This is a genomic window from Streptomyces sp. NPDC059169, from assembly GCF_042755225.1.
GTDB lineage: Bacteria > Actinomycetota > Actinomycetes > Streptomycetales > Streptomycetaceae > Streptomyces.
Genome location: NZ_JBHZCF010000012.1, coordinates 178094 through 202935 on the forward strand (window position 1 = coordinate 178094; position 24842 = coordinate 202935).

Below are 24842 nucleotides of genomic sequence, written 5' to 3' on the forward strand. Positions count from 1 at the left end.
TCTCTCTTTTGCGTAAACAGGAAGAGGAGGAGAGAACGGGGGGAAGGGGAGGCGGGCGGCGCCCGTCCCCCCCCCCCCCCCCCGCCTCCCCCCTCCTCCCCCCCCCCCCCCCCCCGCCATTGGCGGACACGTTCCCCTCCGCCGTATCTCTGAAGGCGCGCGGGAAGGCACGGGGCCCCCACCGTGGTCGGAGGGTGTCGGCCCCACCACTCGCCCCGTACGGAACGCGAGCCGGTCGCGGTCTTCGGCGCGCTGCAGGACACGCGCTGCAGGCTGCGGTGGACGCCGGCCGGCCCCGCGGAGCCCCTGTCCTGCCCGCTCATCGCACGTGCTCCGGGTATCCGGAGACCGGCCGACGCCCTTTCTCCTTGCGTCCACTGAAGTTCTCGGCGACGCAGAGCCCTCCGACGGAGGTGACGTCATGACTCCCTGGTCGCACCCGCGTTCAGCCGATCACCGACCGCTCGCTCGAGTTCGCGAACTGGCGGCCACAAGCCACCGTTTCGCATCGAGTCGCCGAGGTGCCGGGCTTCGTGGCGGACCGGACCGTCGGACCCTGGGCCGGCGTCGGGGCGACGTTCATGTCGAACCCATCAGATTGATGCCGCCGAGTGCCTCGGCGGCGGGACCCGATCCGTGTGGAATCCCTGCCGTAGCACCTCACGAAGTCCGGTGGGCGAGGCCGAACCACACCCAGGCGCCCGCTGCGCTCCTGCACGCCGAGACATCGCCGAAGCCGCGGGCGACACCGAAGAACGTGGCGCGGAGATGACGGCACGACGGTCGGTGAGACGCGCTCCGGTGCAGGCGAGCGGCCCGGAGCCACCCGCGCAACGGAGGGCGCGTCTCGCCGAGCTCACGGGGAGTCATTTTTCCGTCGCCCGACGACCTTCGGCCGGGGTTCCAGCAGACAACAAGCCGACGTCACACACGGGTCCGAGGGCAACGGCCGGCCGCTTCGTCGGGTTCCGAACGCCCGTTTGCCTTGGTCCCCGCTGTTGGCAGGTGAATGGCGCGTAACAACAGGCCCGGAAGGGCAGGGATATGAGCACCATTTCATCTCATTCCAGTCAGCGGTCTCAATTGCTCGTTGCCGCCTGCCCGCCAGCCCGCAAGAATTGAAAGCGCCCCCCGCACGGCCCGGTCGTGGTCACTCAGGGTTGTGCCGCGGTGCGCCCTCACCCGACCCTGCCCGCACTGTGGGCGCGTATGCGAAGGGAGGACCGTGACCTTCGGATTCGCTCCGTCCGCAGCCGCTTCGCTCAACGGACCGGCCGACTCATCCAGCCGCCTCGCCAGGTTGCTCCAGCCCGCCGAGTGGACAGCAGCCGGGATACCGCTGCTGCGCAACCCCCGCGAGGTCGTGAGCGGCCTGCACGTCCGGCACAAACCGACGCCGTCCACGGCCGTGGTCGCTGTGCTCGACCATGAGGAACGGCTGATCGCGAGTGCCTCGTTCCTCCGGCGACCGGTACCCACCGACGGCTGGGAGTTCCGCAACGCGCTGTTGGCACATCTCCGCCGAGTCGTCCCGCACGACCTGCGTCGCCGCACTCCGGTGCGCACGGCCGTACTGCTTTACTGCCGCGAGGGCGACGAACGCTGGACGGACGAGGACGGGGCATGGATGTGGGGGCTCCGCGACGCGTGCACCCTGCACGGCCTGCGCTGTGGTGCGTACATCACCCTCACCCGCGGCGGTTGGCAGGTGTTGGGCGAGGGACGCGGTGGGCGCCGCCCCAACTCGGCGTCACGGCCGGGCACATTCGCGGACATCGTCGCAGATCCCGGTCCGGTACCACTGCGTACCGCAAGCGGTGCCGCCGAAGCGCTCCGCCGCACTGCGGCGCGGTGAGCCGCGGCACGCAACCGCAGCCCCTCCGCCGCTCCGGCAGGCACGCACCGGGCGTGCCTGCCGTGTGACGTACGGGGGCACGGTCAGTCGCCCGCGACACAGGGTCACACGGACAGCACCTCCGGACGCCGTCCCGGGCTCCGCCCGAGGCGGGGCCGTGGCCCGGCCGCGCCTCGGGCACGGAGCCCGGGGCGGCGTCCGGCCGGGGCCGTGTCCTCCGGCGCCGCGCCGTCCGCTTCAGACTGTCGCGCCGAGCACCGCGTTGATGCGTTCCGGGTCACCACACACGATGAGCAGCGCGCTCGCGCGGCTCAGGGCTACGGGCAGGGCCCGGACGGCGCCGTCATCACTGCCGCCGTTGACGGCGACGACGACCACGGGCCGGGCCGTGGCACGACTCACCGCAGCGGCGTCGGCGTAGAAGACGTCGTCCCCCGCGTCGTGCTGTGCCCAGTAGGCGGTCTCGCCGAAGGACAGCTCGTGCGCGGCCCAGGGATGCTGCTCCCCGGTGGTGATGACGAGGATGTCGCCCGGAGCACGACCGGAGTCGAGCAGCAGGTCGACCGCCTCGCCGGCGGCGTCGAGCGCACCCTCCGAAGAGGCGGGGATGAGCTGGATCTGCGGCACGGAACGATTCTCCGGCCGGGACGTCGAGGGTTGCGCAGCGGAGACGGGCACGCGTTGCGCAGGCGGTGCGGGCCGGACCGAACCGGGCCCCGGATGTCCGGGGCGGGGTGCAGCCGCAGTACGCGGACCGGGTACGGGGCGAGGGGTCGGCGCGGTACGGCCGGCGGCCGGAGTGACGCGGGGACCCTGGGCACTCTCGTGAATCTGAGGCTCCTCGGGGATGAGAGGCATGAGTGGATATCTATCAAACGCCGGTGCGGTCGACACCAGCGGGTGGGCACATGAGTACGACCGAGCTCGTCGGGCCGGCATGCGGCGGTGGTCAGCCGACTGCGTTCAGAAATCGAAGCCGAGTTGGCCCCCGCTTTCCAGAGCGCCCGCCTCCGCGGAGACCCGGACCTTCTTCAGGTGCCGCCACCGAGGCAGGGCGTCGAGGTAGGCCCAGGAGAGCCGATGGTACGGAGTGGGGCCGAGTTCCTGAAGCGCCGCTTTGTGCACCGGCGAGGGATAGCCCGCGTTCTCGGCGAACCCGAACGGTTCACAGACCGCTGACTCCCGAGCGAGGTCGGCCATCAGCTCGTCCCTGTGCACCTTGGCGATCACCGAGGCAGCAGCGACAGCAACGCACGACTGGTCCCCCTTGATCACCGTACGGACCGTCCACGGCCCACCCAGGTAGTCGTGCTTCCCGTCGAGGATGACCGCGTCAGGCCGCACCGGTAGCGCGTCGAGCGCACGCACGGCGGCCAGGCGTAGCGCGGCGGTCATTCCGAGATCGTCGATCTCTTCCGGAGAGGCATGACCGAGGGCGTGCGAGGTGACCCACTCCTGCAGCTGCCCCGCGAGCTCCGTGCGGCGCTTGGGACTGATCAGTTTGGAGTCGGTGAGCCCGGTCGGGGGCCTGCGCAGCCCGGTAACGGCGGCGCACACCGTGACCGGCCCGGCCCACGCCCCCCTACCGACCTCGTCGACCCCGGCGATGATCTTGGCACCGGTGGTAGCCCGGAGCGAACGCTCGACGGTGTGGGTGGGTGGTTCGTACGGCATGGCGCCAGACAGGTTACGCCGCTCCGACCGGCGACAACACCCCGGATCCCCGATCTTCGGTCCACCACCCGCCGTCACCCGACCCGGGCACGCACCAGCGGTACCACGACCCGGTCGACCATCTCGGCGATATCCCTCTCCCTCCATTCGCTTCCGCACACCTTGGAGCGGTACATCAGCATCGCCGGGATCACATCGAAAACCATGTCATCCATGGCATCGGACCGCACCTCACCCCGCTCAACACCTTGCTCTAGTACCTTCCGAAAGAGGTCTGCCGAGGGCTCGATGACGCCCCCGACGACCAACGACTGCACTCGCGCGGCGGTGGACGCATCACATTCGTGAAGCACTGAGCGGAGGGCGAACCCGGGCTTCGAGTACATCGCGGCCCGCACCCGCAGACAGAGCTGATAGAGGTCGTCGCGAACGTTCCCGTGATCGGGAGCGTCCCCGAAAGCGGGAAGCCCGGCCTGCAGGGCATCCACGACGAGGTCCTCCTTCGACGGCCAGCGACGGTAGACCGCGGCCTTGCCGGTCTGCGCGCCCGAAGCGACCCCTTCCATCGTGAGGCCGTTCCATCCGACCGTGCTCAGTTGCTCGAGCGCGGCGTCGAGGATCGCGCGCTCCAGCACGGGTCCACGGCGACGCAGGGGCGCCGACTGCGGCCTGGTGGCGGCCGCAGATCGCGAAGTAACCATCAACAACTCTCCATTGCCGCAGTGCGGCAGCTCCAGTGAACGCTTGCGTCCACTGTTGGGGACTCACTACCGTTGACGTCGCAGTGAACGCCTCCGTTCACTAACACACGTGTGGGGGATCCATAGTGACAACCTCTCAGCTGGGAACACCACGTACCTCGGGGGCAGCTCGCCGGGAGGGCCGTCCCGGAATCGCCCTGACCGTCATCGCCGCGTGCCAACTCATGGTGGTACTCGACGCGACGATTGTGAACATCGCGCTGCCGCACATCCAGGACGCGCTGCGCTTCTCCACCACGGACCTCTCGTGGGTCCTGAGCGCGTATACGTTGACGTTCGGCGGGCTCCTGCTGCTCGGTGGCCGCGCGGGGGACATCCTGGGCCGGCGGCGGGTGTTCATGACCGGCATCCTGCTGTTCACCCTCGCCTCGCTCCTCGGCGGCATAGCCCAGGAACCGTGGCAACTGCTGGCGGCACGCGCACTGCAGGGCGTGGGGGGTGCGATCGCTTCGCCGACCTCACTCGCACTGATCACGACGACCTTCCCCGAAGGTCCGGAGCGCAACAGGGCGTTCGGCGTCTTCGCAGCCGTGTCCGCAGGCGGCGGTGCCATCGGCCTGCTGGCCGGCGGCATGCTCACCGAGTGGCTCGACTGGCGCTGGGTGTTCTTCGTGAACGTGCCGATCGGCCTGCTGATCGCGTTCCTCGCCCCGTTGTACATCAACGAGTCGGAACGCCACCCCGGCCGCTTCGACGTCGCCGGAGCCCTCACTTCGACCGCCGGTATGGCCTCGCTCGTCTACGGGTTCATCCGTGCGTCGGAAGAGGGCTGGCGGGACGCTCTCACCCTGGGGTCGTTCGGTGCGGCGGTCGTCCTGCTCGCCGCCTTCGCACTCGTCGAGGCACGGGCCCGCGAACCGATCACGCCGCTCAGGATGTTCGCCGACCGGAACCGGTCGGGCACCTACGTCATCATGCTGAGCCTGGCCGCGGCGATGTTCGGCATGTTCTTCTTCATCGTGCTGTATGTACAGAACGTCCTCGGTTACAGCCCCATCTCCTCCGGTCTGGCGTTCCTCCCGGTCACGGCGGCGATCATCACCGGCGCCGGCATCGCGCAGCGGCTCCTGCCGGTGCTCGGTCCCAAACCGTTCATGGTCGCCGGCTCGGCGTTCACCGGAACGGGGCTCTTCTGGCTGACGCTGATCAGTTCGGACAGTTCCTACGTGAGCGGGATCCTCGGGCCCATGCTGCTGTTCGGCTTCGGCATGGGCCTCAACTTCGTGACGCTGACGCTCACCGCCGTGTCGGGCGTGGCCCAGCACGAAGCGGGCGCAGCCTCCGGGCTGCTCAATGCGACGCAGCAGGTGGGCGGGTCCCTCGGCTTGTCCATCCTGGTCACGGTGTTCGGCACGGCCAGCCGCGACGAGGCCGCGAAGCAGGTGCCGTCGTTCCTGGCGCAGGCGACGCCGGAGCAGCGCGCCGAGTTCGCGAGTACCCGTGAACTGCCGGCGCCCTGGGGTCACGACGTACTGACAGAAGGCATATCCACCTCGTTCGTGGCCGCGGTGGCCATGGTGTGCCTGGCCCTGGTCACGGCCCTGCTGGTGATCCGGGTGCGCAAGAGCGATCTCGAGGCCCTCAGCGGCGCTGCCGGAGCGAGCGGCCCCGTGGCCTGACGCCCGTTCGGCACCGGAGGGACCGGTTGCGCCCCGAACGGGACGGCACACGGGCCCCCTCCGGGGAGTGGTGTGTTCCGTCCCACGGGGGGACGGAACACACCACTCCCCGGTCAGTCCATGCCGGTTCCTGGGTCGTAGTCTCCGGCTCCTGCACCGCCGTCGTGCTCGTCGGAGAGTCCTCCGTGGCGCCCACCCGGCGGGCATGCCGCCGGTCCGTCGACGGCAGGTCGCTCGGCGAGAATCCTCCGGGCTCGCTCCTGTCCCCAACTGGTCGCGTACCACGGCGGCTTCGCATCCCTCAGATCGCGTTGGACGTCTTCCAGGGCACACGAGCGGAGCGGCTCGGGCAGCGTGTCGAGGGCGGGAACGGCGTCCGCGGACAAGCCCTTCAGGTAGCCGATGTCGATCTTCCCGGTGTTCTCGTAGCGCTGGACGTTGCGTTCGGCGACCAGAGCGTCGGGCGACGCGAGGCCGAAGGCCAGTACGGTGGCCGCACAGCTGGCCGCGACGGCACGCGGCAGCCAGCGGCCCCCGAACAGCCCGGCCGCGACGATCAGCACGATCACCATGCCCAGCCAGAGCTCCATGGCCGCCACCGAGATCCGCAGTCGGGTCAGCCCGTAGGCATCGACGTACAGGTCCATCCTGCGGAGCGCGGACGCCACGACGATCAAGGTGAGAACGCACAGCGGGCCGAGCACACCGTGCACCAGGGTGCGGTCGCGAGCACCGTCCCGCGGCGCCCACCGCAGGGCGAGGCCGATCACGACCAGGGTGAGCAGAGTGGCCCACAGGAGCTGCCAGAAGCCCTGGCGTGCGTATTCGGCGTAGGTCAGACCCGTCTCGCGCAGCACCTTGTCGTAGCCACCGAACAGGACGGCGAGCTGCACGGCGATGAAGACGGCGAAGAGCAGGTCGAGGACGATCAGGGGAACGGCCCATTCCATCCGTCCCCTGGCTCGACCGACGGAGAGGCTCAGCCGGTCCCAGCGGAGCGGGGCGGCCGCCGTGTGCGCCGCGGCCAGGGCGCCGGCCAGTCCGAGCAGGAAGAGGAGGACGCGCCACGGGGCGTCGGATGCGGAGACGTCCGGGGTCAGTTCTCCCAGCAGATCGGCGAAGGCGGCATCAGCGCCGGCGAACAGTGCGCCGAACACCAGGAGCAGCACGGCCGCCACCACGACGGTGCGTACGACGCCTCCCCAGCGGCCGCGTGACCCTCCGGTGTGCTCCCGCAACCCTCGAAAGCCCCAGACCGGGCCCGTGACCAGTGAGTCGAGCACGCCCACCGATCCGAACACGATCCCGGACCAGGAGCGGCCACCGTGGAGTGCGAGCGATCCGAGCGCCAGGGAGGAGACGACCGCGAGGAAGGTGGGCCAGCCCGCGTCCCGCAGTGCGGGGACGACCAGGAGCACGAGGCTGCCCGCCACCCAGACCGCCGTCCACGGCCGGAGGCGGCGTCCTGCCCGGGAAGCGGCGGCGTGGGCGGCGCCCGCGACGCCCAGGGCGACGATCAGCAGGTTCGGTCCGAGCCCGTCTCCGAGCAGCCAGGTGCTGAGCAGCGCGGTGCCCAGGGCGCACCAGAGCGTCGCCCAGCGCACGCGTCCGGCGGGCTCGGGGCGTATGGACGCGAGCCAGGGCTGGGGCGCCCGCACGGGCGGGGGCCACGGCTGGTCCGGGTGGGCGTGCGGGTACTGCGCCGACCCCTGTCGCACGTTCGGCACCGGAGGGACCGGTTGCGCCCCGCTCCCCTGAGGCGTCCCGGGACCGGATCCGTCGCCCCCGCCTCGGGCCGCGTCCCCGTCGCCCCGCTGCCCCTGCGGGACACTGTCGGACGGCTCCTGCGGTTCCGGCCCGGTGTCCGGCTCACCCGGTACGGGCGGTATGTCTGGCATGGGCCCCTCCCAGCCGGGACCGTGGGGGCCCGGTGGCCGCACATACGTCCCGGCGCCTCGTCGGCGCGCACCCGTCATGATCAACGCGGCGGCGTGGGCGAGAGGCTAGCCCGCCGGGGCGGGCGTCGATCGGGCGGCAGGTGCTCTGTGGCAGGACCGTGACAGTGGGGAGAGGCTCGGGCTCGAACGGGTCCGACGGGTCAGCGGGTGCGGTCGGGGACCCACTCGGGCAGTGCCTCGGTCCGCTCCAGCCATGCCTCGGGCGGCTGTCCGGCAGCCGCGACCACGCCCCCGGCGATCGCGCAGGTCGTGTCGACATCACCACCGACCTGCGCCGTCGTCCAGAAGACCTGCTCGAAATCCCCCAGCGCCCGGGCAGCTGACCAGAGCGCGAACGGAACCGTGTCCTGAGCGCTCGTCCTGCGACCGCTGCCCAGCACGGCGGCCACCGTTCCCGCGTCGCCGTAGTCGAGCATGTCGCGGGCCCGGCGCAGCCCTGCTCCCACCGCGCTGCGCGGTACGAGGGCGATCACTCCGTCCAGCAGTTGGACGGGCGTCGGCGGCCCCTCCGGGGCGGCGACGAGGGCGGAGGCAGCGGCGACGGCCATGGTCCCCACCACGGCCTCGCGGTGCTGGTGGGTGGTGTACGAGGAGATCTCCGCCTGGTGGGTCGCCTGCTCGGGGTCATCGGCGTACCAGGCACCGAGCGGGGCGATGCGCATGGCGGCCCCGTTGCCCCACGAACCCTGGCCGTTGAAGAGTGCGGAAGCCAGCTCACGCCAGTCACCGCCTTCCCGGATCAGCCGCAGCATCCGGTTCACCGCGGGTCCGTAGCCGCGGTCGAAGTCGTGGTGCTCCGCGAAGGAGCGGGCGAGCGCGTCCTGATCGATCCTGTCGTGGTGGGCGAGCACGGCCAGGACGGAGCAGGCCATCTCGGTGTCGTCGGTCCATTGCCATGGGCCTGGCGGCAGCTCGCGGCGCTTCAGGAGAGGATAGTTGGAGGGGACGAAGAACTGGGAGCCCAGGGCGTCTCCCACGGACAGCCCGCGCAGGCTGGCCAGGGCGCGTTCGAAGCGCCGGTCGAGAGAAGAGTCAGCGGTCATCGCACCGCCACTCTATCCGGTGGGCTCGTCCTCCCCGGGCGTGCGCCAACGCTCGAACGGCCTGTCCAGCCTGTACCGCCCGTCGTCGCCCAGCAGCAGCGTTCTCGTCTCGGCGTTGTCCGGGTTGGACAGGGACTCGAATTCGGCGACCGACCAGTGGAACCAGCGCATGCAGAACAGGCGCATGGTCAGTCCATGGGTGACGAGGAGCACGTTCGGCGGGTGGTCGGGCGCCTCGAAACTGCGGTAGAGGCTCTCCAGGAACGCTCCCACCCTGTCGTACACGTCGGCGCCGGATTCCCCCTGGGCGAAGCGGTAGAAGAAGTGCCCGTAGGCGTCTCGGTAGGTCTTCTGAAGGCGGACGTCCTCCGTGTCCTGCCAGTTCCCCCAGTCCTGCTCGCGCAGGCGCGGTTCCTCCCGCACTCGCACCAGGGCCGGGTCGAGGCGGAGCTCGCGAAAGGTCTCCAGGGTGCGGCGGTAGGGCGAGACGTAGACGCTGACCCGCTCCCGGCCGAACAGCTCACGAAGACGTTCCCCGGTCGCCGCTGCCTGGTCACGCCCGCGTTCGGTCAGTCGCAGTGCGTGGTCGGGCACCCGCTCGTACACCGAGTCGTCGGCGTTCCCTGCCGACTCACCGTGCCGGAGGAGGACGATGCGGCGTGGTCGTGTCACACCACAAACCCTAGATCCGGACGGTCCCGCCCGGGCAGTCGGTCCGCGTCCGGCCGATATGTCCGTCCGGCGGCGCGACACCTCCGGGGCGCGGTCGGAGAGGCGCTCACCACCACACCGGGACTCCTCGGTTGCCCGCCGGGGACCTCCAGGAGACCGGACCCCAGGTGTTCGCGGGGACCACTTGGCCCGGTCTCCCGCACGCCGTGACCCCGACCCGCACGCACGCCGGGGCGCTCCCACTCATCCGTGCTCCCACTCGTCCGTGCTCCCGCCCGCAGCCGAGCGCGGCGGGCGGGTCGACGTAGCGGGGGCCGGGCAGCGCCCTCGCCCCGCGCTCCCCGCGGGACGCCGATCACACCGTCCAGGAGGCTTCGAGGTCCACCACGTCGCCGGCCAGGGCAGCCACGTCGGCCTCGGTCTGCGCACGGAGCGACAGCCGCTCCACCCGCTCCGCCCGGTACTTTCCGTGCTCCGCGGCCGACTGCCACATCGACAGCACCAGGAACTCGTTCCCCGGTGCCTCGCCGAAGATCCCACGCACCATGCCCGGTGATCCTGCCATCGCCGGGTTCCACACCTTGGCCTGCATCAGCGAGAAGTGCTCGACCCGGTGCTCGTGCACCCGGCAGTGCGCCACCCGGACGACATCGGCATCGGTGAAGCGGGGCTCGAAGCCGGTCTTGACGTCGAAGCGGTAGTCGAACAGCTTCACCTGGGTGTTCCTGAACGTGCCCGACTGCGCCCCGGCGAGCCGATCGTGCGAGCGCGCCATGAAGGAGTCGTAGAACGCGCGGGTCTCCCAGAACGCGAAGACGTGCGCGACGTCGCGACGTCCTCTGCTCCACCCACCGCCCTGTCCCCGGAATCCCGGCTCACCCAGCAGCCCCGCCCACTTCCGCTGCCCCCGCTCGAAGCCCCGACGGTCCACGACAGTGCAGCGAATCCACTTGACCAGCACCGCGCCATCGTACGGCGCGGAACGCAACCGGGGCCGCTCTCCGCAGAACGCGATGCCCCCCGATCTCCTTTGGACACGGAATGATCGCCGCAGCCCCACCGGGCGAATCCCCCGTCCGTGCCTCCCGAGCAGGGCCGACACCGGGAACGCCCGGAGCGTCGGACCAGGACGGACCGCACCCACGCAGACCTCCTGACGCCATGACACCATGGCTCCATCCAGGGGGAGTTGGACCGGTGCCCCGGGTGAGCACCGTCGTCCGCCGACAGCTACCCCCGACGGCCGTCCACAAGGAAGGGAAGTTCGGGTGAGCAGTCTCAGCAAGGGGCTCCGCAAGGTCCAGGTGACGCTCCAGTGGGACCCCAGTCCCATCGGTGCCCCGGACCACGACCTCGACATCGTCGCCGCGACCTTCACGGCGGACGCCCCGCACGGCAAGCCCGTCTACCTGGTCCACTTCGGCAGCCGCTCGCCCGACGGGACCATCACCCTGAACAGGGACAGCCGGACCGGTCAGGGCTTCGGCGCGGACGAGGTGATGACCCTGGAGCTCGACCGGCTGGCGGAGGAGTACGCACGGGTCGTGGTGGGCGTGCTCATCCAGCAGCACACGGGGGAGAAGACCTTCGCCGACATCCCGAACACGGGCGTGCGGATAGCCGAAGGGCACACCGAGCTCGCGAGCGACGACCTCTCGGGCGTCCCCGGCGCCACCGCCGCGACGTTCGCGGAGTTCACCCGAGACGGCGCCGGCGCCTGGCAGTTGCGGACCGCGGTCCACGGGTTCAACACCGATCCGGCGGGCTTCGCCGATCTGCTGGGCACCGCCGCCTTCTGACACCGGACACGGTGCACGCAGCCCTGCGCGACGCCCGAGGGCGGGTACCAGTACCGGTACCCGCCCTCGGGTGGCGGGGGGGGGTGGAGCCGAGCGGTCGGCCCCACCTCCTCGACCGGGGAATCACCGCACGGTGACGCCGCGGATCAGCTGCAGCCGCTGGTAGAGCCGCAGCCCTCGCAGATGTAACAGGAGCCGGCACGCTGCATCTTCGTGCCGCACGAGAAGCACAGCGGTGCATCAGCGCTGATACCGAGCTGCATCTCGACGAGCTCGGCGGAGGTGTGCGCCTGCTTCGGGGCGGGCACCTCGGCCTTCGACGGGACCGCCTTCAGCGTCTCCTGCTCGCGCGGGGCGGACTGGGCCAGGCTCTCGATGTCCATGTCGACCTCGTCGTCGAGGGCGGGCTCGTACGAACCGGTCTCGAGGTGGCGCTGACGCTCCTCGGCTGAGTGGATGCCCAGGGCCGAGCGCGTCTCGAAGGGCAGGAAGTCCAGCGCCAGGCGACGGAAGATGTAGTCGACGATCGACTGCGCCATCCGCACGTCCGGGTCGTCCGTCATGCCCGCCGGCTCGAAGCGCATGTTGGTGAACTTCGAGACGTACGTCTCCAGCGGCACGCCGTACTGCAGGCCGACCGAGACGGCGATGGAGAAGGCGTCCATCATGCCCGCGAGCGTCGAGCCCTGCTTGGACATCTTCAGGAAGACCTCGCCGAGGCCGTCGTCCGGGTAGGAGTTGGCGGTCATGTAGCCCTCGGCGCCGCCGACCGTGAAGGAGGTGGTGATCCCGGGACGGCCCTTGGGGAGGCGCTTGCGGACCGGACGGTACTCGACGACCTTCTCGACCGCGGTCCGGATGGTCTCTTCCGCCTTCTCGGCGATCTCCTTCTTCTCTTCCTTCTTCTTGGCGGAGAGCGGCTGGCCGACCTTGCAGTTGTCGCGGTAGATCGCGAGCGCCTTGACGCCCATCTTCCACGCCTCGAAGTAGATCTCCTCGACCTCCTCGACGGTCGCCGACTCCGGCATGTTGACCGTCTTGGACAGTGCGCCGGAGATCCACGGCTGGATCGCGGCCATCATCCGCACGTGGCCCATCGCCGAGATCGAGCGCTCGCCCATGGCGCAGTCGAAGACCTCGTAGTGCTCGGTCTTCAGGCCGGGGGCGTCGACCACGTTCCCGTGCTCCGAGATGTGGGCCACGATCGCCTCGATCTGCTCCTGCTGGTAGCCGAGGCGGCGCAATGCCTGCGGGACGGTCCCGTTGACGATCTGCATGGAGCCGCCACCGACCAGCTTCTTGAACTTGACCAGGGCGAGGTCGGGCTCCAGACCGGTGGTGTCGCAGGACATCGCGAGACCGATGGTGCCGGTCGGGGCGATGACGGAGGCCTGGGAGTTACGGAATCCGTTCTTCTCGCCGAGGCGGATGACGTCCTGCCAGGCCTCGGTCGCAGCGGCCCACACCGGGGTGTCCAGGTCGTCCATGCGGACGGCCCGGGCGTTGGCGTCGGCGTGCTGCTTCATGACCCGCTTGTGCGGCTCGGCGTTCCGGGCGTAGCCGTCGTACGGACCGACGACCGCGGCGAGCTCCGCGGAGCGCCGGTACGACGAGCCCGTCATCAGCGAGGTGATGGCGCCGGCCAGGGCGCGGCCACCGTCCGAGTCGTACGCGTGCCCCGTCGCCATCAGCAGGGCTCCGAGGTTGGCGTAGCCGATGCCGAGCTGGCGGAAGGCACGGGTGTTCTCGCCGATCTTCTGGGTGGGGAAGTCGGCGAAGCAGATGGAGATGTCCATCGCCGTGATGACCAGCTCGACGACCTTGGTGAAGCGCTCGACGTCGAAGGACTGCTTGCCCTGGCCGTCGTCCTTGAGGAACTTCATCAGGTTCAGCGACGCGAGGTTGCACGAGGTGTTGTCCAGGTGCATGTACTCGCTGCACGGGTTCGAGCCGTTGATCCGGCCGGACTCGGGGCAGGTGTGCCAGTGGTTGATGGTGTCGTCGTACTGGATTCCCGGGTCGGCGCACGCCCAGGCGGCCTCGGCCATCTTGCGGAAGAGGGACTTGGCGTCGACCTCCTCGATGACCTCACCGGTCATCCGCGCACGCAGGCCGAACGTCCCGCCGGCCTCGACGGCCTTCATGAACTCGTCGTTCACCCGGACCGAGTTGTTGGCGTTCTGGTACTGGACGGACGTGATGTCGTCGCCGCCCAGGTCCATGTCGAAGCCCGCGTCGCGCAGCGCGCGGATCTTCTCCTCTTCCTTCACCTTGGTCTCGATGAAGTCCTCGATGTCCGGGTGGTCGACATCCAGGATGACCATCTTGGCGGCACGGCGGGTGGCTCCGCCGGACTTGATCGTTCCTGCCGAGGCATCGGCGCCGCGCATGAAGGAGACCGGCCCCGAGGCGTTGCCGCCGGAGGACAGCAGTTCCTTGGACGAACGGATGCGGGAGAGGTTCAGGCCGGCACCGGAGCCGCCCTTGAAGATCATCCCCTCTTCCTTGTACCAGTCGAGGATCGACTCCATGGAGTCGTCGACGGAGAGGATGAAGCAGGCGGAGACCTGCTGCGGCTGGGGCGTGCCGACGTTGAACCACACCGGCGAGTTGAAGCTGAAGATCTGGTGCAGGAGTGCGTACGCCAGCTCGTGCTCGAAGATTTCCGCGTCAGCGGGCGAAGCGAAGTAGCGGTGGTCCTCGCCGGCCTTCCGGTACGTCTTCACGATCCGGTCGATGAGCTGCTTGAGGCTCACCTCGCGCTGCGGAGTGCCGACAGCACCGCGGAAGTACTTGCTGGTGACGATGTTGACCGCGTTCACCGACCAGAACTCGGGGAACTCGACGCCACGCTGCTCGAAGTTGACCGAGCCGTCGCGCCAGTTGGTCATGACGACGTCACGGCGCTCCCAAGCCACCTCGTCGTACGGATGCACGCCGGGGGTGGTGTGGACGCGCTCGATGCGCAGCCCCTGCCGGGCCGCTGCAGCCTTGGACCCCTTGCCTCGGGAGCCTCGTGCCGGGCCGCTCGTCGTCTCTGTCATGCCGCCTCCCATATACGGGCAAAAACGCCCTGAAGTGCCCAGATCTTCCCGGGACACGTGTTTCTGTCTTCGCCTCGGGCGCCGCGCACAGCCCCCGTAGCTGGTCTCCTGCCGCTCTGCGGCCGATCGATGGACCCGTTGAACGGACCCCGGCCGGTCAGTCTGCGGCGCTGGCGGGCACGCGGACCTCCGGGGTCACGCCGGGCCCGCGCTCCTCTGCGGGCGGCCGCTGCTCACGGAGCTCCGTGATGGCGGCCTCGAAGTCTTCGAGCGAGTCGAACGCTCGGTACACGGACGCGAAGCGCAGGTACGCGACGAGGTCGAGTTCCTGCAGGGGGCCGAGTATGGCCAGTCCCACGTCGTGGGTGGTCAGCTCGGCACTGCCGGTGGCGCGCACTGCTTCCTCGACCCGCTGGCCGAGCTGAGCGAGGGCGTCCTCGGTGACCGGCCGCCCCTGGCACGCCTTGCGCACACCAGAGATGACCTTGGTACGGCTGAAGGGTTCCGTCACCCCGCTGCGCTTGATCACCATCAGTGAGGCTGTCTCCACCGTGGTGAACCGACGGGAGCAGTCGGGGCACTGACGGCGACGGCGGATCGACGTGCCGTCATCGGTGGTCCGACTGTCGACGACACGACTGTCGGGGTGCCTGCAGAAGGGGCAGTGCACGGCTCCCAACCCTCCTTCACAGCACGACTGAACAGCCCCGGCAGGGGTGTTCAGACCCCCCTCGAAGCAGCCACAAGCATAGGCGATGGCCGCAGCCTTACCGGACCCGGGACCACAACTTCTGGGCGGCCGGGGCAATCCAACCACTAGATCTGGGGTTTGGTCGCCTTTGCCGCCCCGGCGCGTCCTGCCGGGGCACACACATGCCCACGCAGGGCCGCGGCCGGCCACGAGCGTACGGGAGGCGCGCGGCTCACCGAATTCCGGGGCCACTGGTGACACACTGGGAGTAGGCCCTGCGGTTTCCCGCCCGGCGTCGAACGCTACCGTAACGGCCCGAATCGCCACGACGACCATCAGGCCCGTCCATACACCTGGTCACATACACACGTCAGCCGATCTGCGATTTTTCACTCGAACGTGTGTTTGGCGCAACCTTTCGAAAGCAACTACCGTTGTCCAGCTAGGGAGACCATCTCGAGAGGGGCCGACGTGACCACGACAGCAGACAGTGCCACCATCACTGCCCAGGACCGCTCCCAGAACCGATTCGAGCCGGTGCATGCCATGAACGACGCAGTCACGACCCCGGAGGGGGCCGAGCCATCGCGACCCACGCGCTCGCTGCCCGGTCGCCCTCCAGGCATCCGTGCGGACAGCTCCGGTCTCACGGACCGGCAGCGGCGAGTCATCGAGGTCATCCGCGACTCCGTGCAGCGCCGGGGGTACCCGCCGTCGATGCGCGAGATCGGCCAGGCCGTCGGGCTCTCCAGCACCTCCTCGGTCGCCCACCAGCTGATGGCGCTGGAGCGGAAGGGCTTCCTGCGTCGTGACCCGCACCGGCCCCGCGCCTACGAGGTGCGCGGCTCGGACCAGCCCAGCACCCAGCCGACCGACACGACCGGCAAGCCCGCGGCGTCCTACGTCCCGCTCGTCGGCCGGATCGCCGCGGGTGGCCCGATCCTCGCAGAGGAGTCGGTGGAGGATGTGTTCCCCCTCCCCCGGCAGCTGGTCGGTGACGGCGAGCTGTTCGTCCTGAAGGTCGTCGGTGACTCGATGATCGAGGCCGCGATCTGCGACGGGGACTGGGTCACGGTCCGCCGCCAGCCGGTCGCGGAGAACGGTGACATCGTGGCGGCGATGCTCGACGGCGAGGCCACGGTGAAGCGCTTCAAGCGGGAGGACGGCCACGTCTGGCTACTCCCGCACAATGCGGCCTATCAGCCGATCCCTGGCGACGAGGCGACGATCCTCGGCAAGGTGGTGGCGGTGCTCCGACGGGTGTGAGGACGTCTCGTCGGCTCTGACCGGGCCCCGGGACCCACTGCGCCGGTCCCGGGGCCCAGGGCTATCCCCGTGCTCCCCCGGCCCTGTCGCTCCTGCGCCGCGCACGCACCTGCTCCCTCACTTGCCGTCCTTCCTGGCGGCGGCATCGATCGCGGCGAGCGAGCGGCGCACTTGATTACGGTCCGTCGTGTACCAGAAGTCGGGCAGTGACGCCCGCAGGTAGCTGCCGTACCGCGCCGTGGCGAGCCGCGGGTCGAGCACGGCAACGACCCCACGATCACCCGTGGCACGGACGAGCCTTCCCGCCCCCTGCGCCATGAGCAGGGCCGCGTGCGTGGCGGCTACTGCCATGAATCCGTTGCCCCCGTTTTCCTCCACGGCCTTCTGGCGAGCGCTCATCAGGGGATCGTCAGGTCGCGGGAACGGAACGCGGTCCATCACCACGAGCTGACAGCTCGGCCCGGGCACGTCGACGCCCTGCCACAAGGAGAGCGTGCCGAAGAGGCACGTCTCGGGGTCCGCTGCGAAGCTCTTGATCAGCTCGCCCAGCGTTTCCTCCCCCTGGAGCAGGACGGGCTTGTCGATCCGGCCGCGCAGTGCCTCCGCCGCGGCCTGGGCGGCCCGCATCGACGAGAACAGACCCAGCGTCCGGCCCCCCGCCGCCTCCACCAGCTCGGTAAGCTCGTCGGTCATGTCACCGCGGGTGCCCTCACGGCCCGGTGTGGTCAGATGGCGCGCCACATAGAGGATGCCCTGCTTCGGATAGTCGAAGGGGGAGCCGACGTCGACCCCCTTCCACACCGGCTGCTCCTCCCCTTCCGTGCCCTCCGGCGCCAGCCCCAGAGAGGCACCGACGCCGTTGAAGTCACCGCCGAGCTTCAGCGTCGCCGACGTGAGGACCACCGACCGGTCGGAGAAGAGCTTCTCGCGGAGCAGCCCCGAGACGGAGAGCGGCGCCACCCTCAGCGTCGCCCCGAAGCGGTCGTGCCGCTCGTACCAGACGACGTCGTACTCCGAGCCGTTGGTGATCCGCTCGGCGACGTCGTGCACGGTCTCGACCGACGCGAGGGCCTGCTTGCGCACCACGTCCTCGTCCTGGACGGACTTGTCGCGCGTGCTGCCGAGCGCGGAGATGACCGTGCGCGCGGCATCGCGCAGTGCCATCAAGGCGTATCCGAGGTCCTCCGGGATCTCTTCGAGGCGCCCTGGCAGCGCCAGCTCCATGAGCCGCTCGAAGCCCTCGGCAGCGGTCTGGAGCTGGTCGGCCGCCTTCTCGTTGACCAGCTTCGACGCCCGCCGTACAGCGCGGTTGACCTGGCTGGGGGTGAGCTCGCCGGTGGCGACGCCGGTGACCCGGGAGACCAGTTCGTGGGCTTCGTCGACGATCAGCACCTCGTGCTGCGGGAGCACGGGAGCGCCCTCGATGGCGTCGATGGCGAGCAGGGCGTGGTTCGTGACCACGACCTCGGCCAGCTTGGCGCGCTCCCTGGCCATCTCGGCGAAGCACTCAGCCCCGTAGGCACACTTCGAGGCGCCGAGGCACTCCCGCGACGACACGGACACCTGGGACCAGGCCCGGTCGGAGACGCCGGGGGTGAGGTCGTCGCGGTCGCCGGTGTCCGTCTCGTCCGACCAGTCGCGCAACCGGAGCAGGTCCTGTCCGAGCTTGCTGGTCGGCGCGGCCGCCTCGAACGGGTCGAAGAGCCCCTCCTCCTCTTCCTGCGGGACCCCCTCGTGGAGGCGGTGCAGACAGAGGTAGTTCGACCGGCCCTTCAGCATGGCGAACTCGGGGCGGCGGCGCAGCAGCGGGTGCAGCGCGTCGACCGTCCGGGGCAGGTCGCGCTCCACGAGCTGGCGCTGGAGCGCGAGCGTCGCGGTCGCGATCACCACGGGCTCCCCGTGCGCCAGTGCGGGCACGAGGTAGCCGAGGGACTTTCCAGTGCCCGTGCCGGCCTGGACGAGCAGGTGGGACCCGCCGTCGATCGCGGCGGCCACGGATTCGGCCATGGTGACCTGGCCGGGACGTTCCACCCCGCCGACGGCGGTGACTGCGGCGTGGAGGAGGTCGGAGAGGGATGCCTTCGTCATAGGCGGTCCACCCTAGTCCGTCGCCCTGACAGTGCAGGAGACGATGACCGTACGTGGGCCCGTTCGAGGGGTCCGGCAGACCGCGGGGCGTCCTCCCGTTCCGTTCCCCTCACCGTCCCGCGGCGTCCCGTCCCGCGCGGCGGTCAGACGGTGGCCAGTGGATTGGGCACGGTGCCGTGGACGGCGGCGTGCGGACGCTCGGCACGGTCGCGGTAGCCGTCGAGGTGCAGCCGGTTGCGGTTCAGGCAGAGACGCTCGATGCGGGGGGCGAACAGGTCGAACAGCTCGTAGCGGTTCTTGAGCTCCGGGAATCGGGCGTGGTGCCGCAGGATCTCCGCACGTACGAGTGACCAGAACGTGGCCTCCGGCACGCCCAGTTGCTCCTCGCACAGCGGGGCCAGGTAGCGGAAGACCCCGATGAAGAGTCCTGCGTGGATGAACTGGGTGAGGAAGCCGGGCTCCTCGGTGAGCAGGACCTCCCGCACCTCGCTGGGCATGCCCTCGTGCTCGGGCAGCGACCGGGCGCTGACGTTCACGTCGTCGACGAAGTCCTTGATCGCCAGGCGCACCGGCACGTCGTGGTCGTCGAAGACGACGATGGCGTTCTCACCGTGTGGGGAGAAGACGGTGCCGTAGCGGTAGAGGAAGCGCAGCAGAGGGGGGAGCAGTGCGGCGAAGAGGCGTTGCAGCCAGACGGAGGGGGCGAGCCCGGAGCGCTCGACCAGCTCCGCGGTGAAGGCCCGCCCGTCGGGATCGGTGTGCAGCAGCGCGGCGAGGGTGCGGGCCCGTTCCCCCGGGGCCAGTCGTAGCGGCTCACGCCAGATCGCGCCGAGCAGTTCCCTGTACTGGTAGGGGACCTCTGGCAGGCCGTCGTACAGGGGGTGTGCGACGGTGACGGACGCGACCTCGCCGAGCAGGATCACCCTGCATTCGTCCCGCAGGAACGGGTCGGCGTCCCGGAGCCCGTGCACCCAGGCCGTGACGGCGGGTGCGGCGAGTGTCCGTTCGGTGGGCAGTCCGCGCCAGACGAGCGTGTTGAGGACGGAGAGCGGGAGCTTGACGGTGTGCCGGTCGGGGCGGGTGGTGTTGAGGAAGGTCCGGATGGACTGCTGCGGCAGGCGCAGATCGCCGTCCGCGCCCAGCGGGACGATCTCGCCCCGGGCGACGGAAGGTGCGTAGAGGGGAAGGAGGACCTGCTCCCACTGCCAGGGGTGCACGGGCAGGAAGAGGAAGTCAGCGGGATCCACGCCGTGGGAGCGGAGCTCTGCGGTGAACGCGTCGCGCACGGGGGGGTCGAGCTCCCCCTCATAGAGACGGTCCGGCGCGGCGAGGGCGGGAATGGCCCGGTAGGCGGCGAGACGCGTGCTGACCGCGATCCACGGGAGCGGGGACGGGGTGCGTGCCTCCGGGGCCCAGCGGACGGTGTCCCGGGCCGAGAACCCCAGGCGACCCTTGTTGGGAACGAGCCAGGGGTGGCCGGTCTGGTGGCCCTCGAGGGCGGAGTAGTCGAGATCGGCGAGCCGGGCCGCGGGGAGGGCGGTGTGGTCGAGCCGGCAGTCGGCGACGAGCGTCGTGTTCAGCTCGCGTACGAGGTGGCCGAGCGTGGCGCCGTCGAGGGTGAGGAGACAGCGGGCGGCGACGATGAAGCGGAGCGGATCGGTGAAGGGCGCTCCCCCGCTCTCGATCGAGCCCTCGGCGACGCGCCAGCTGCCGTAGGCCCCGCGCCGGGCGCGGAAGGTGAGGGTCTCGCCGTCGTCGAGGGAGAGGGCGTAGCGGCCGCCCGATCCCTGGGCGAACGGCTCGATGATCTCTTCATAGGCGAATTCGCCGATCATCTTGGCGAGGAGACGGCGACATGCCCGGTACCAGGCGTCGGGGTTCAGCTCTGCGGGGGTGAGAAGGGCGGGCGTTTCGACGGAGTCTGGGGTGGCAGGGGACTTCGGCACGGGACTCCTCCAGGGGACCGATGCGGGTCGAGCGGTGTGGGCAACTCGTCAGGTCGTTCACAGCACATGGCTCAGGGCTCGGTCGCGGACCATGAGGGCGGCGCGCTTCGCGGGCAGTTCGAGCTCCGCGGAGAAACGGAAGCCCGCACTCAGGAAGGCGGCCACCGACGGGGTGTTGCGCAGGTCGGGCTCCGCGACGACGCGGGCGCAGCGGGGCCGGTGGGCCAGGACGAGATCGGCGACCGCTCGTAGCAGAGCGGTGCCGACGCCGCGGCCCCGGTCGGCGACGCCGCCGATCAGGAGGTGGACGCCGGTGTCGTGGGGGCGGGCTGGATAGTGCCGGGCGAGCGGGTCCAGGTCGGCGCGGTAGATCTCGAAGTAGCTCATCGGCACGCCGTCGAGCACGCCGATGCAGGGGACGCTCCGGCCGTCACCGGAGAGTTGGGCGCGCAGATGGGCCTCCGTGACCGCGCCGGATCCCGCCAGCTCCCAGAACGCGGCGACGGCCGGGTCGTTCATCCAGCGGCTGATCAAGGACAGGTCGCGCTCGACGCGCACGGGGACGAGTCGGAAGGAGCCGATCGGCGTGCGGGTCGCGCACCAGTCGGCGGGGGCGTCCAGGAGGTCCTCGTCGGCGAACCCACCGGACGCGGGGCGTCCGGCAGAGGTGTCGCCACCGGCCACCGTGCCGAAGGCCCGCGCGTCGGCGTCGTGCGGTTCCTCGTCGTTCCCCTCGGGCCCGAGCAGGGCACCGAGTTCGTCGGGGACCTGAAGCTCCAGGGTGTCCTCGGCCCCCTCACCCGGGCTCGTGGCGTCGGCCGCCGCACTGTCGGCGCTTGTTTCGGCGGGAGGCATCGGGCGCTCTCCTGTCTGCGGTTCGGGGGTACGGAGGCCGGTCGGGCGGTCCGGTGCCGGATCCACCGCGGTGTCGTGGCCTCAGGGATGGAGGGGGTTGGCGATGGTGACGTACACGGACTGGGTGTCGACCGGGCCGACGAGCTCGTCGAGGCCGTGGAGCCGGGTGAGGAGGTTGGCCTTGCACCGCAGGGTGGGGTTCTCCAGCAGGTGCACCGGCAGGGGCGAGCCGAGGTCTGCGGTCGCGACCAGGAAACGCCGGAAGGCGTCGATCAGTACCCGCTCGTCGGCGAGGGCCTGCGAACCGAAGGCCCCGATGAGACCGAGGACGTTGTTGATGCCGAGGTAGTAGGCGAAACGTTCGTCCGCGACGCCGTCGGGGACGAAGGTGTCACTGGCGGCGCCGATCCCCGGGAGCCGTCGTTCGAGGGCAGTGCGGTGGGACTCCCGGAAGTAGTAGCCCTGGTTGTCCCGGTAGCGGCCGCCGACCGGCCAACCGTCGGGGTCGAGGATCACCAGGGTGTTCTGCTGGTGTGCTTCCAGTGCGACCCCCGCCATGGCGTCCAGCCACAGCACCGGGCGTACGACGTGGTCGAGGTAGTGCAGGAACCACTCGACGGCGACCTCTCCGGGCGGCCGGCCGGTGCGCTCGGTGAGCCGACCGATGGCCTCCGCGAGGCGCGAGTACATGCGGGTGCGCCCCGGCCAGGGCCGTGGTGCGGTGAGCCCGGCGATGCAGACGGCGTCGTCGCCGGATGCGAAGGGGTTGTGGCGAACCATGACGTCGAGTCCCGGTACGGGGGTCCCATCGGGCGTGTCGACCGCGAGCCAGGCAGGATCCCGGACGATGTCGAAGCGCGGGTGTACGGCGTGCCACTGGTCGGCCAGGCCGCTGCGGAGCAGCCGGTGCACCTCCACTCCCCGGTGGAGTTCCTTGCGGAGGTTCTCGCGGCGGGAGTTGGTGATGCGTACCCCGAGGGAGAGCTTGAGCATGGTGGGGGCGTCGGGCCGGTGGACCGTGCGGACCGATGAGGTGGGGTGCCACACCGGCCCGCGGGTACCGAGATCGTGGAGGAGCCCCGCCTCCAGGAGTGCGGAGACGTCCGGACGGTGCGCGAGCTCCCGGGCCTGCCAGGGGTGGAGCGGCAGCGCGCAGGAACCGGTTGGCAACCGGAGGTCACCGCTGAGTCGGCGGATGAGCAGATCGGCGGGGACGACCCGGCCGTCCTCCGTCCAGGCCGAGTCCGAAGCGAGGACGGTGCGGTCTACGGCGAGCCAGTGCAGCGGGAAGGAGCCGGACAACTCGGGTGAGTAGAGGCGGGCTTCCGCCTCCGAGAGTCCTTCACGGCTCTTGGGAGTGGGGTGCAGGGGATGTCCGAGGAGCAGGGACTGCTCGGCGGTGAGGAACAGGTCGGCGTCGGGATGCGGAGCGGGCCGCCGACGGCGGTGTGCGATGAAGTCCGCAGTGCGCCGGACGGAGTCGGCGACACGTCCGACGAGGTCGGCCGCCTCGCAGCGGCTGGCAGCGGTGTCCGGTCGGCCGGGGGGTGTGCGGCCCGGAACTCCGGCGGGGCGTGCCGTCTCCCGGGTGAGGAGGGAAGCGACGGTGACGGCGTCGACCGGGGGGGCGTCCGCCGGCGCGCCGGCCAGTCCCGGTGGACCGAAACGGTGCCAGCCCGTCGGGGACCAGTGGTTCACGGGGACCAGGAGGGCCGTGCTGCTGGCGTCGAGGGTGATGCGGAGGGTGGCGCCCTCGGGCTGCCCGATGTCGTTCTCGCGGACCCAGCAGCGGAGCAGGTTCTCGACGGCGGCGGCGTCCGCGGCCGTGAACGGGTCGGGGTGGTCGAGCAGGTCTTCGCCCACGGTGGCGTGGGGTGCGTCGGCACGGTGGACCGTGACGGTGTCGGCGGGGCCGCGGCTGGTCCGGTCATCTGCGGACGCCGGGGTCTGCCGCGGAACGGGTGCCGACTCGACCGCGAGGCCTGGTCGGGCCGTGTCGGGAGTGGCTGCTTCGCCGCACCGCTTGGCGTAGGCGGTGTCGGCAGGGCCGTCGGGCGCGGGGGTGGGGTTCATGGACACTTCCTCGTGGTGTCGTCCGGGAAGTGGGACGGCCCGGCGTGGTTTCGGCGGAGTGGCGAGCGTTCGGCCGCTGCCAGTGCGTCGGCGAAGCGGTCGAGGACGGCGATGGCCTGTTCGTCGGTGAGCGTGAGCGGCGGGAGGAGGCGGACGACGCAGTCGTGGCGGCCGCCGAGTTCGACGATGAGACCGCGGTCGAGACATTCCTGTCGTACCGCGGCTGCCAGCGCGGGGTCAGCCGGGGGGACGTCGGCATACGGATCGTCGGCGTCGGGGTCGACCAACTCCACGCCGATCATCAGGCCACGACCGCGTACGTCCCCGATGCAGCGGTGCGTCGCGGCGAGCCCCTGCAGGCTGCCGAGCATGCGGGCGCCGAGGGTGGCGGCGCGATCGGCGAGTCCGTTCTCGCGCACGTAGGCGAGGGTCGCTGCGCCGGCCGCCATGGCGAGCTGGTTGCCCCGGAAGGTGCCGGCGTGCGCACCGGGTTCCCAGGCGTCCAGGTCGGAGCGGTAGACGATGACGGCCAGGGGGAGCGAGCCGCCGATGGCCTTGGACATCACCATCACGTCGGGAACGATCCCGCTGTGTTCGACCGCCCAGAACGTTCCTGTGCGGCCGACGCCGGTCTGCACCTCGTCGGCGATCAGCGGGATGGACCGGGACGAGGTGATGTCCCGCATCCGGCGGAGCCAGGTGTCCGGGGCGGGGATGACGCCGCCCTCGCCCTGCACGGGTTCGAGGATCATCCCGGCCGGAGCGGGCACGCCGCCCTTGGGATCGTCGAGCAGGTTCTCGGCCCAGCGTGCAGCGAGTTCGGCGCCCCGCTCCCCGCCGATCCCGAAGGGACAACGGTAGTCCTGCGGGTAGGGGAGCCGGGCCACGCGGACGGCGGTGGCGCCACCCGAGGCGTCGAGCGCCCCCGCGGTCATCCCGTGGTAGGCGCCGGTGAACGCCAGGAGCCCTCGGCGGCCGGTCGCCGTGCGCACCAGCTTCAGGGCTGCTTCCACGGCGTCCGTGCCGGCCGGACCGCAGAACTGGACGCGGGCGTGCTCGGCGAGCGCTCGCGGCAGGGTGCCGAACAGCTCGGTGGTGAAGGCGTCCTTGACGGGGGTCGCCAGATCGAGCACGTGCAGCGGGGCACCCGAGTCGAGGACCTTCCGGATCGCTTCGAGGACGACGGGGTGGTTGTGGCCGAGGGCCAACGTGCCCGCGCCGGACAGGCAGTCCAGGTACCGGCGCCCGTCGGCGCCTTCGATCGTCAGCCCCCGAGCGCGCACGGGGACGATGGGCAGGGAGCGCGCATACGTCCGGGCCGCGGATTCGCGAAGCGACTGCCGACGCAGGATCCCCTCGTGCGCACCGGGCGGTGCACCCGGGGCGGGTTCGGTCACGGGCACGGCTCTTGGTCCTCCTGCTGTCACAGTTGCGTTGCACGTCGGTACGGCGGTCGTCCGCCGGCCCTCGGAGGTGAACGCTGACCTTGGTCCCCCGT

General features: G+C 70.5%; 18 protein-coding genes. 4 read left to right on the top strand and 14 right to left on the bottom strand.

Annotation, left to right across the window (positions count from 1 at the left end; genetic code table 11):
* The first annotated feature begins 1225 nt into the window (after positions 1 to 1225).
* A complete protein-coding gene (locus ACFXOM_RS22810; RefSeq protein ID WP_384938366.1) occupies positions 1226 to 1855 on the top strand; it encodes a hypothetical protein in 630 nt (209 codons plus the stop codon).
* A gap of 237 nt (positions 1856 to 2092) precedes the next feature.
* Here the strand turns inward: ACFXOM_RS22810 and ACFXOM_RS22815 are convergent, their stop codons facing one another.
* The 3 genes from ACFXOM_RS22815 to ACFXOM_RS22825 form a co-directional block, all read right to left on the bottom strand.
* Complete coding sequence (locus ACFXOM_RS22815) at positions 2093 to 2713, bottom strand: hypothetical protein (protein ID WP_384938365.1); 621 nt, start codon at positions 2711 to 2713, stop codon at positions 2093 to 2095.
* Positions 2714 to 2818: 105 nt separating this feature from the next.
* On the bottom strand, positions 2819 to 3529 hold the full coding sequence (locus ACFXOM_RS22820; protein ID WP_384944196.1) for a ribonuclease HII: 711 nt from the start codon (positions 3527 to 3529) through the stop codon (positions 2819 to 2821).
* A 74-nt stretch (positions 3530 to 3603) separates the two neighbouring features.
* Positions 3604 to 4230 (bottom strand): TetR/AcrR family transcriptional regulator, encoded by a 627-nt coding sequence (locus ACFXOM_RS22825; RefSeq protein WP_384938361.1) that lies wholly within the window; start codon positions 4228 to 4230, stop codon positions 3604 to 3606.
* 125 nt (positions 4231 to 4355) lie between these two features.
* On the opposite strand from ACFXOM_RS22825, the gene ACFXOM_RS22830 reads away from it, so the two are divergent.
* Positions 4356 to 5909 (top strand): MFS transporter, encoded by a 1554-nt coding sequence (locus ACFXOM_RS22830; RefSeq protein ID WP_385039008.1) that lies wholly within the window; start codon positions 4356 to 4358, stop codon positions 5907 to 5909.
* Positions 5910 to 6022: 113 nt separating this feature from the next.
* Here the strand turns inward: ACFXOM_RS22830 and ACFXOM_RS22835 are convergent, their stop codons facing one another.
* From ACFXOM_RS22835 to ACFXOM_RS22850, 4 genes are all read right to left on the bottom strand, one after another.
* Positions 6023 to 7807 (bottom strand): DUF4153 domain-containing protein, encoded by a 1785-nt coding sequence (locus tag ACFXOM_RS22835; protein WP_385039011.1) that lies wholly within the window; start codon positions 7805 to 7807, stop codon positions 6023 to 6025.
* 200 nt (positions 7808 to 8007) lie between these two features.
* A complete protein-coding gene (locus tag ACFXOM_RS22840) occupies positions 8008 to 8910 on the bottom strand; it encodes an ADP-ribosylglycohydrolase family protein (RefSeq protein WP_385039014.1) in 903 nt (300 codons plus the stop codon).
* 12 nt (positions 8911 to 8922) lie between these two features.
* The gene (locus tag ACFXOM_RS22845) at positions 8923 to 9582 is read right to left on the bottom strand and encodes a histidine phosphatase family protein (protein WP_384938353.1); all 660 of its coding nucleotides are present in this window, start codon (positions 9580 to 9582) and stop codon (positions 8923 to 8925) included.
* A 355-nt stretch (positions 9583 to 9937) separates the two neighbouring features.
* Positions 9938 to 10543, bottom strand: a complete 606-nt coding sequence (locus ACFXOM_RS22850; RefSeq protein ID WP_384938351.1) for a YdbC family protein — start codon at positions 10541 to 10543, stop codon at positions 9938 to 9940.
* A 307-nt stretch (positions 10544 to 10850) separates the two neighbouring features.
* Here ACFXOM_RS22850 and ACFXOM_RS22855 point away from each other — a divergent pair, with 307 nt between their 5' ends.
* Complete coding sequence (locus ACFXOM_RS22855) at positions 10851 to 11381, top strand: TerD family protein (RefSeq protein WP_384938349.1); 531 nt, start codon at positions 10851 to 10853, stop codon at positions 11379 to 11381.
* A 146-nt stretch (positions 11382 to 11527) separates the two neighbouring features.
* On the opposite strand, the gene ACFXOM_RS22860 is transcribed toward ACFXOM_RS22855, so the two are convergent.
* Together ACFXOM_RS22860 and nrdR are read right to left on the bottom strand one after the other, a co-directional pair.
* Positions 11528 to 14425: a vitamin B12-dependent ribonucleotide reductase gene (locus tag ACFXOM_RS22860; RefSeq protein WP_384938347.1), complete on the bottom strand. Its 2898-nt coding sequence runs from the start codon at positions 14423 to 14425 to the stop codon at positions 11528 to 11530.
* A gap of 157 nt (positions 14426 to 14582) precedes the next feature.
* Positions 14583 to 15095 (bottom strand): transcriptional regulator NrdR, encoded by a 513-nt coding sequence (gene nrdR / locus ACFXOM_RS22865; RefSeq protein ID WP_384938345.1) that lies wholly within the window; start codon positions 15093 to 15095, stop codon positions 14583 to 14585.
* Positions 15096 to 15587: 492 nt separating this feature from the next.
* Between nrdR and lexA the strand changes: the two genes are divergently transcribed.
* Entirely contained in the window at positions 15588 to 16382 is a 795-nt protein-coding gene (gene lexA / locus ACFXOM_RS22870; protein WP_384944201.1) for a transcriptional repressor LexA, read from the top strand.
* Positions 16383 to 16499: 117 nt separating this feature from the next.
* On the opposite strand, the gene ACFXOM_RS22875 is transcribed toward lexA, so the two are convergent.
* The 5 genes from ACFXOM_RS22875 to ACFXOM_RS22895 all read right to left on the bottom strand — a co-directional run bounded on the left by ACFXOM_RS22875 (position 16500) and on the right by ACFXOM_RS22895 (position 24747).
* Positions 16500 to 18470 (bottom strand): ATP-dependent DNA helicase, encoded by a 1971-nt coding sequence (locus tag ACFXOM_RS22875; RefSeq protein WP_385039017.1) that lies wholly within the window; start codon positions 18468 to 18470, stop codon positions 16500 to 16502.
* Between the two features lie 143 nt (positions 18471 to 18613).
* Entirely contained in the window at positions 18614 to 20416 is a 1803-nt protein-coding gene (locus ACFXOM_RS22880; RefSeq protein WP_385039020.1) for an IucA/IucC family protein, read from the bottom strand.
* A gap of 57 nt (positions 20417 to 20473) precedes the next feature.
* Positions 20474 to 21271, bottom strand: a complete 798-nt coding sequence (locus ACFXOM_RS22885) for a GNAT family N-acetyltransferase (protein ID WP_384944205.1) — start codon at positions 21269 to 21271, stop codon at positions 20474 to 20476.
* A gap of 81 nt (positions 21272 to 21352) precedes the next feature.
* Positions 21353 to 23344, bottom strand: a complete 1992-nt coding sequence (locus tag ACFXOM_RS22890) for an IucA/IucC family protein (RefSeq protein ID WP_385039023.1) — start codon at positions 23342 to 23344, stop codon at positions 21353 to 21355.
* Positions 23341 to 24747: a diaminobutyrate--2-oxoglutarate transaminase family protein gene (locus ACFXOM_RS22895; protein WP_384938333.1), complete on the bottom strand. Its 1407-nt coding sequence runs from the start codon at positions 24745 to 24747 to the stop codon at positions 23341 to 23343. Before ACFXOM_RS22895 ends, ACFXOM_RS22890 begins: the two co-directional genes overlap by 4 nt.
* Positions 24748 to 24842 lie beyond the last annotated feature (95 nt).

Bases quoted from the DNA above. Each gene is read 5' to 3' on its own strand.
- ACFXOM_RS22875 (WP_385039017.1), bottom strand. From the start codon at position 18,470: ATGACGAAGGCATCCCTCTCCGACCTCCTCCACGCCGCAGTCACCGCC.
- ACFXOM_RS22890 (WP_385039023.1), bottom strand. From the start codon at position 23,344: ATGAACCCCACCCCCGCGCCCGACGGCCCTGCCGACACCGCCTACGCC.
- ACFXOM_RS22815 (WP_384938365.1), bottom strand. From the start codon at position 2,713: ATGCCTCTCATCCCCGAGGAGCCTCAGATTCACGAGAGTGCCCAGGGT.
- ACFXOM_RS22840 (WP_385039014.1), bottom strand. From the start codon at position 8,910: ATGACCGCTGACTCTTCTCTCGACCGGCGCTTCGAACGCGCCCTGGCC.
- ACFXOM_RS22835 (WP_385039011.1), bottom strand. From the start codon at position 7,807: ATGCCAGACATACCGCCCGTACCGGGTGAGCCGGACACCGGGCCGGAA.
- ACFXOM_RS22825 (WP_384938361.1), bottom strand. From the start codon at position 4,230: ATGGTTACTTCGCGATCTGCGGCCGCCACCAGGCCGCAGTCGGCGCCC.
- ACFXOM_RS22860 (WP_384938347.1), bottom strand. From the start codon at position 14,425: ATGACAGAGACGACGAGCGGCCCGGCACGAGGCTCCCGAGGCAAGGGG.
- ACFXOM_RS22885 (WP_384944205.1), bottom strand. From the start codon at position 21,271: ATGCCTCCCGCCGAAACAAGCGCCGACAGTGCGGCGGCCGACGCCACG.
- ACFXOM_RS22820 (WP_384944196.1), bottom strand. From the start codon at position 3,529: ATGCCGTACGAACCACCCACCCACACCGTCGAGCGTTCGCTCCGGGCT.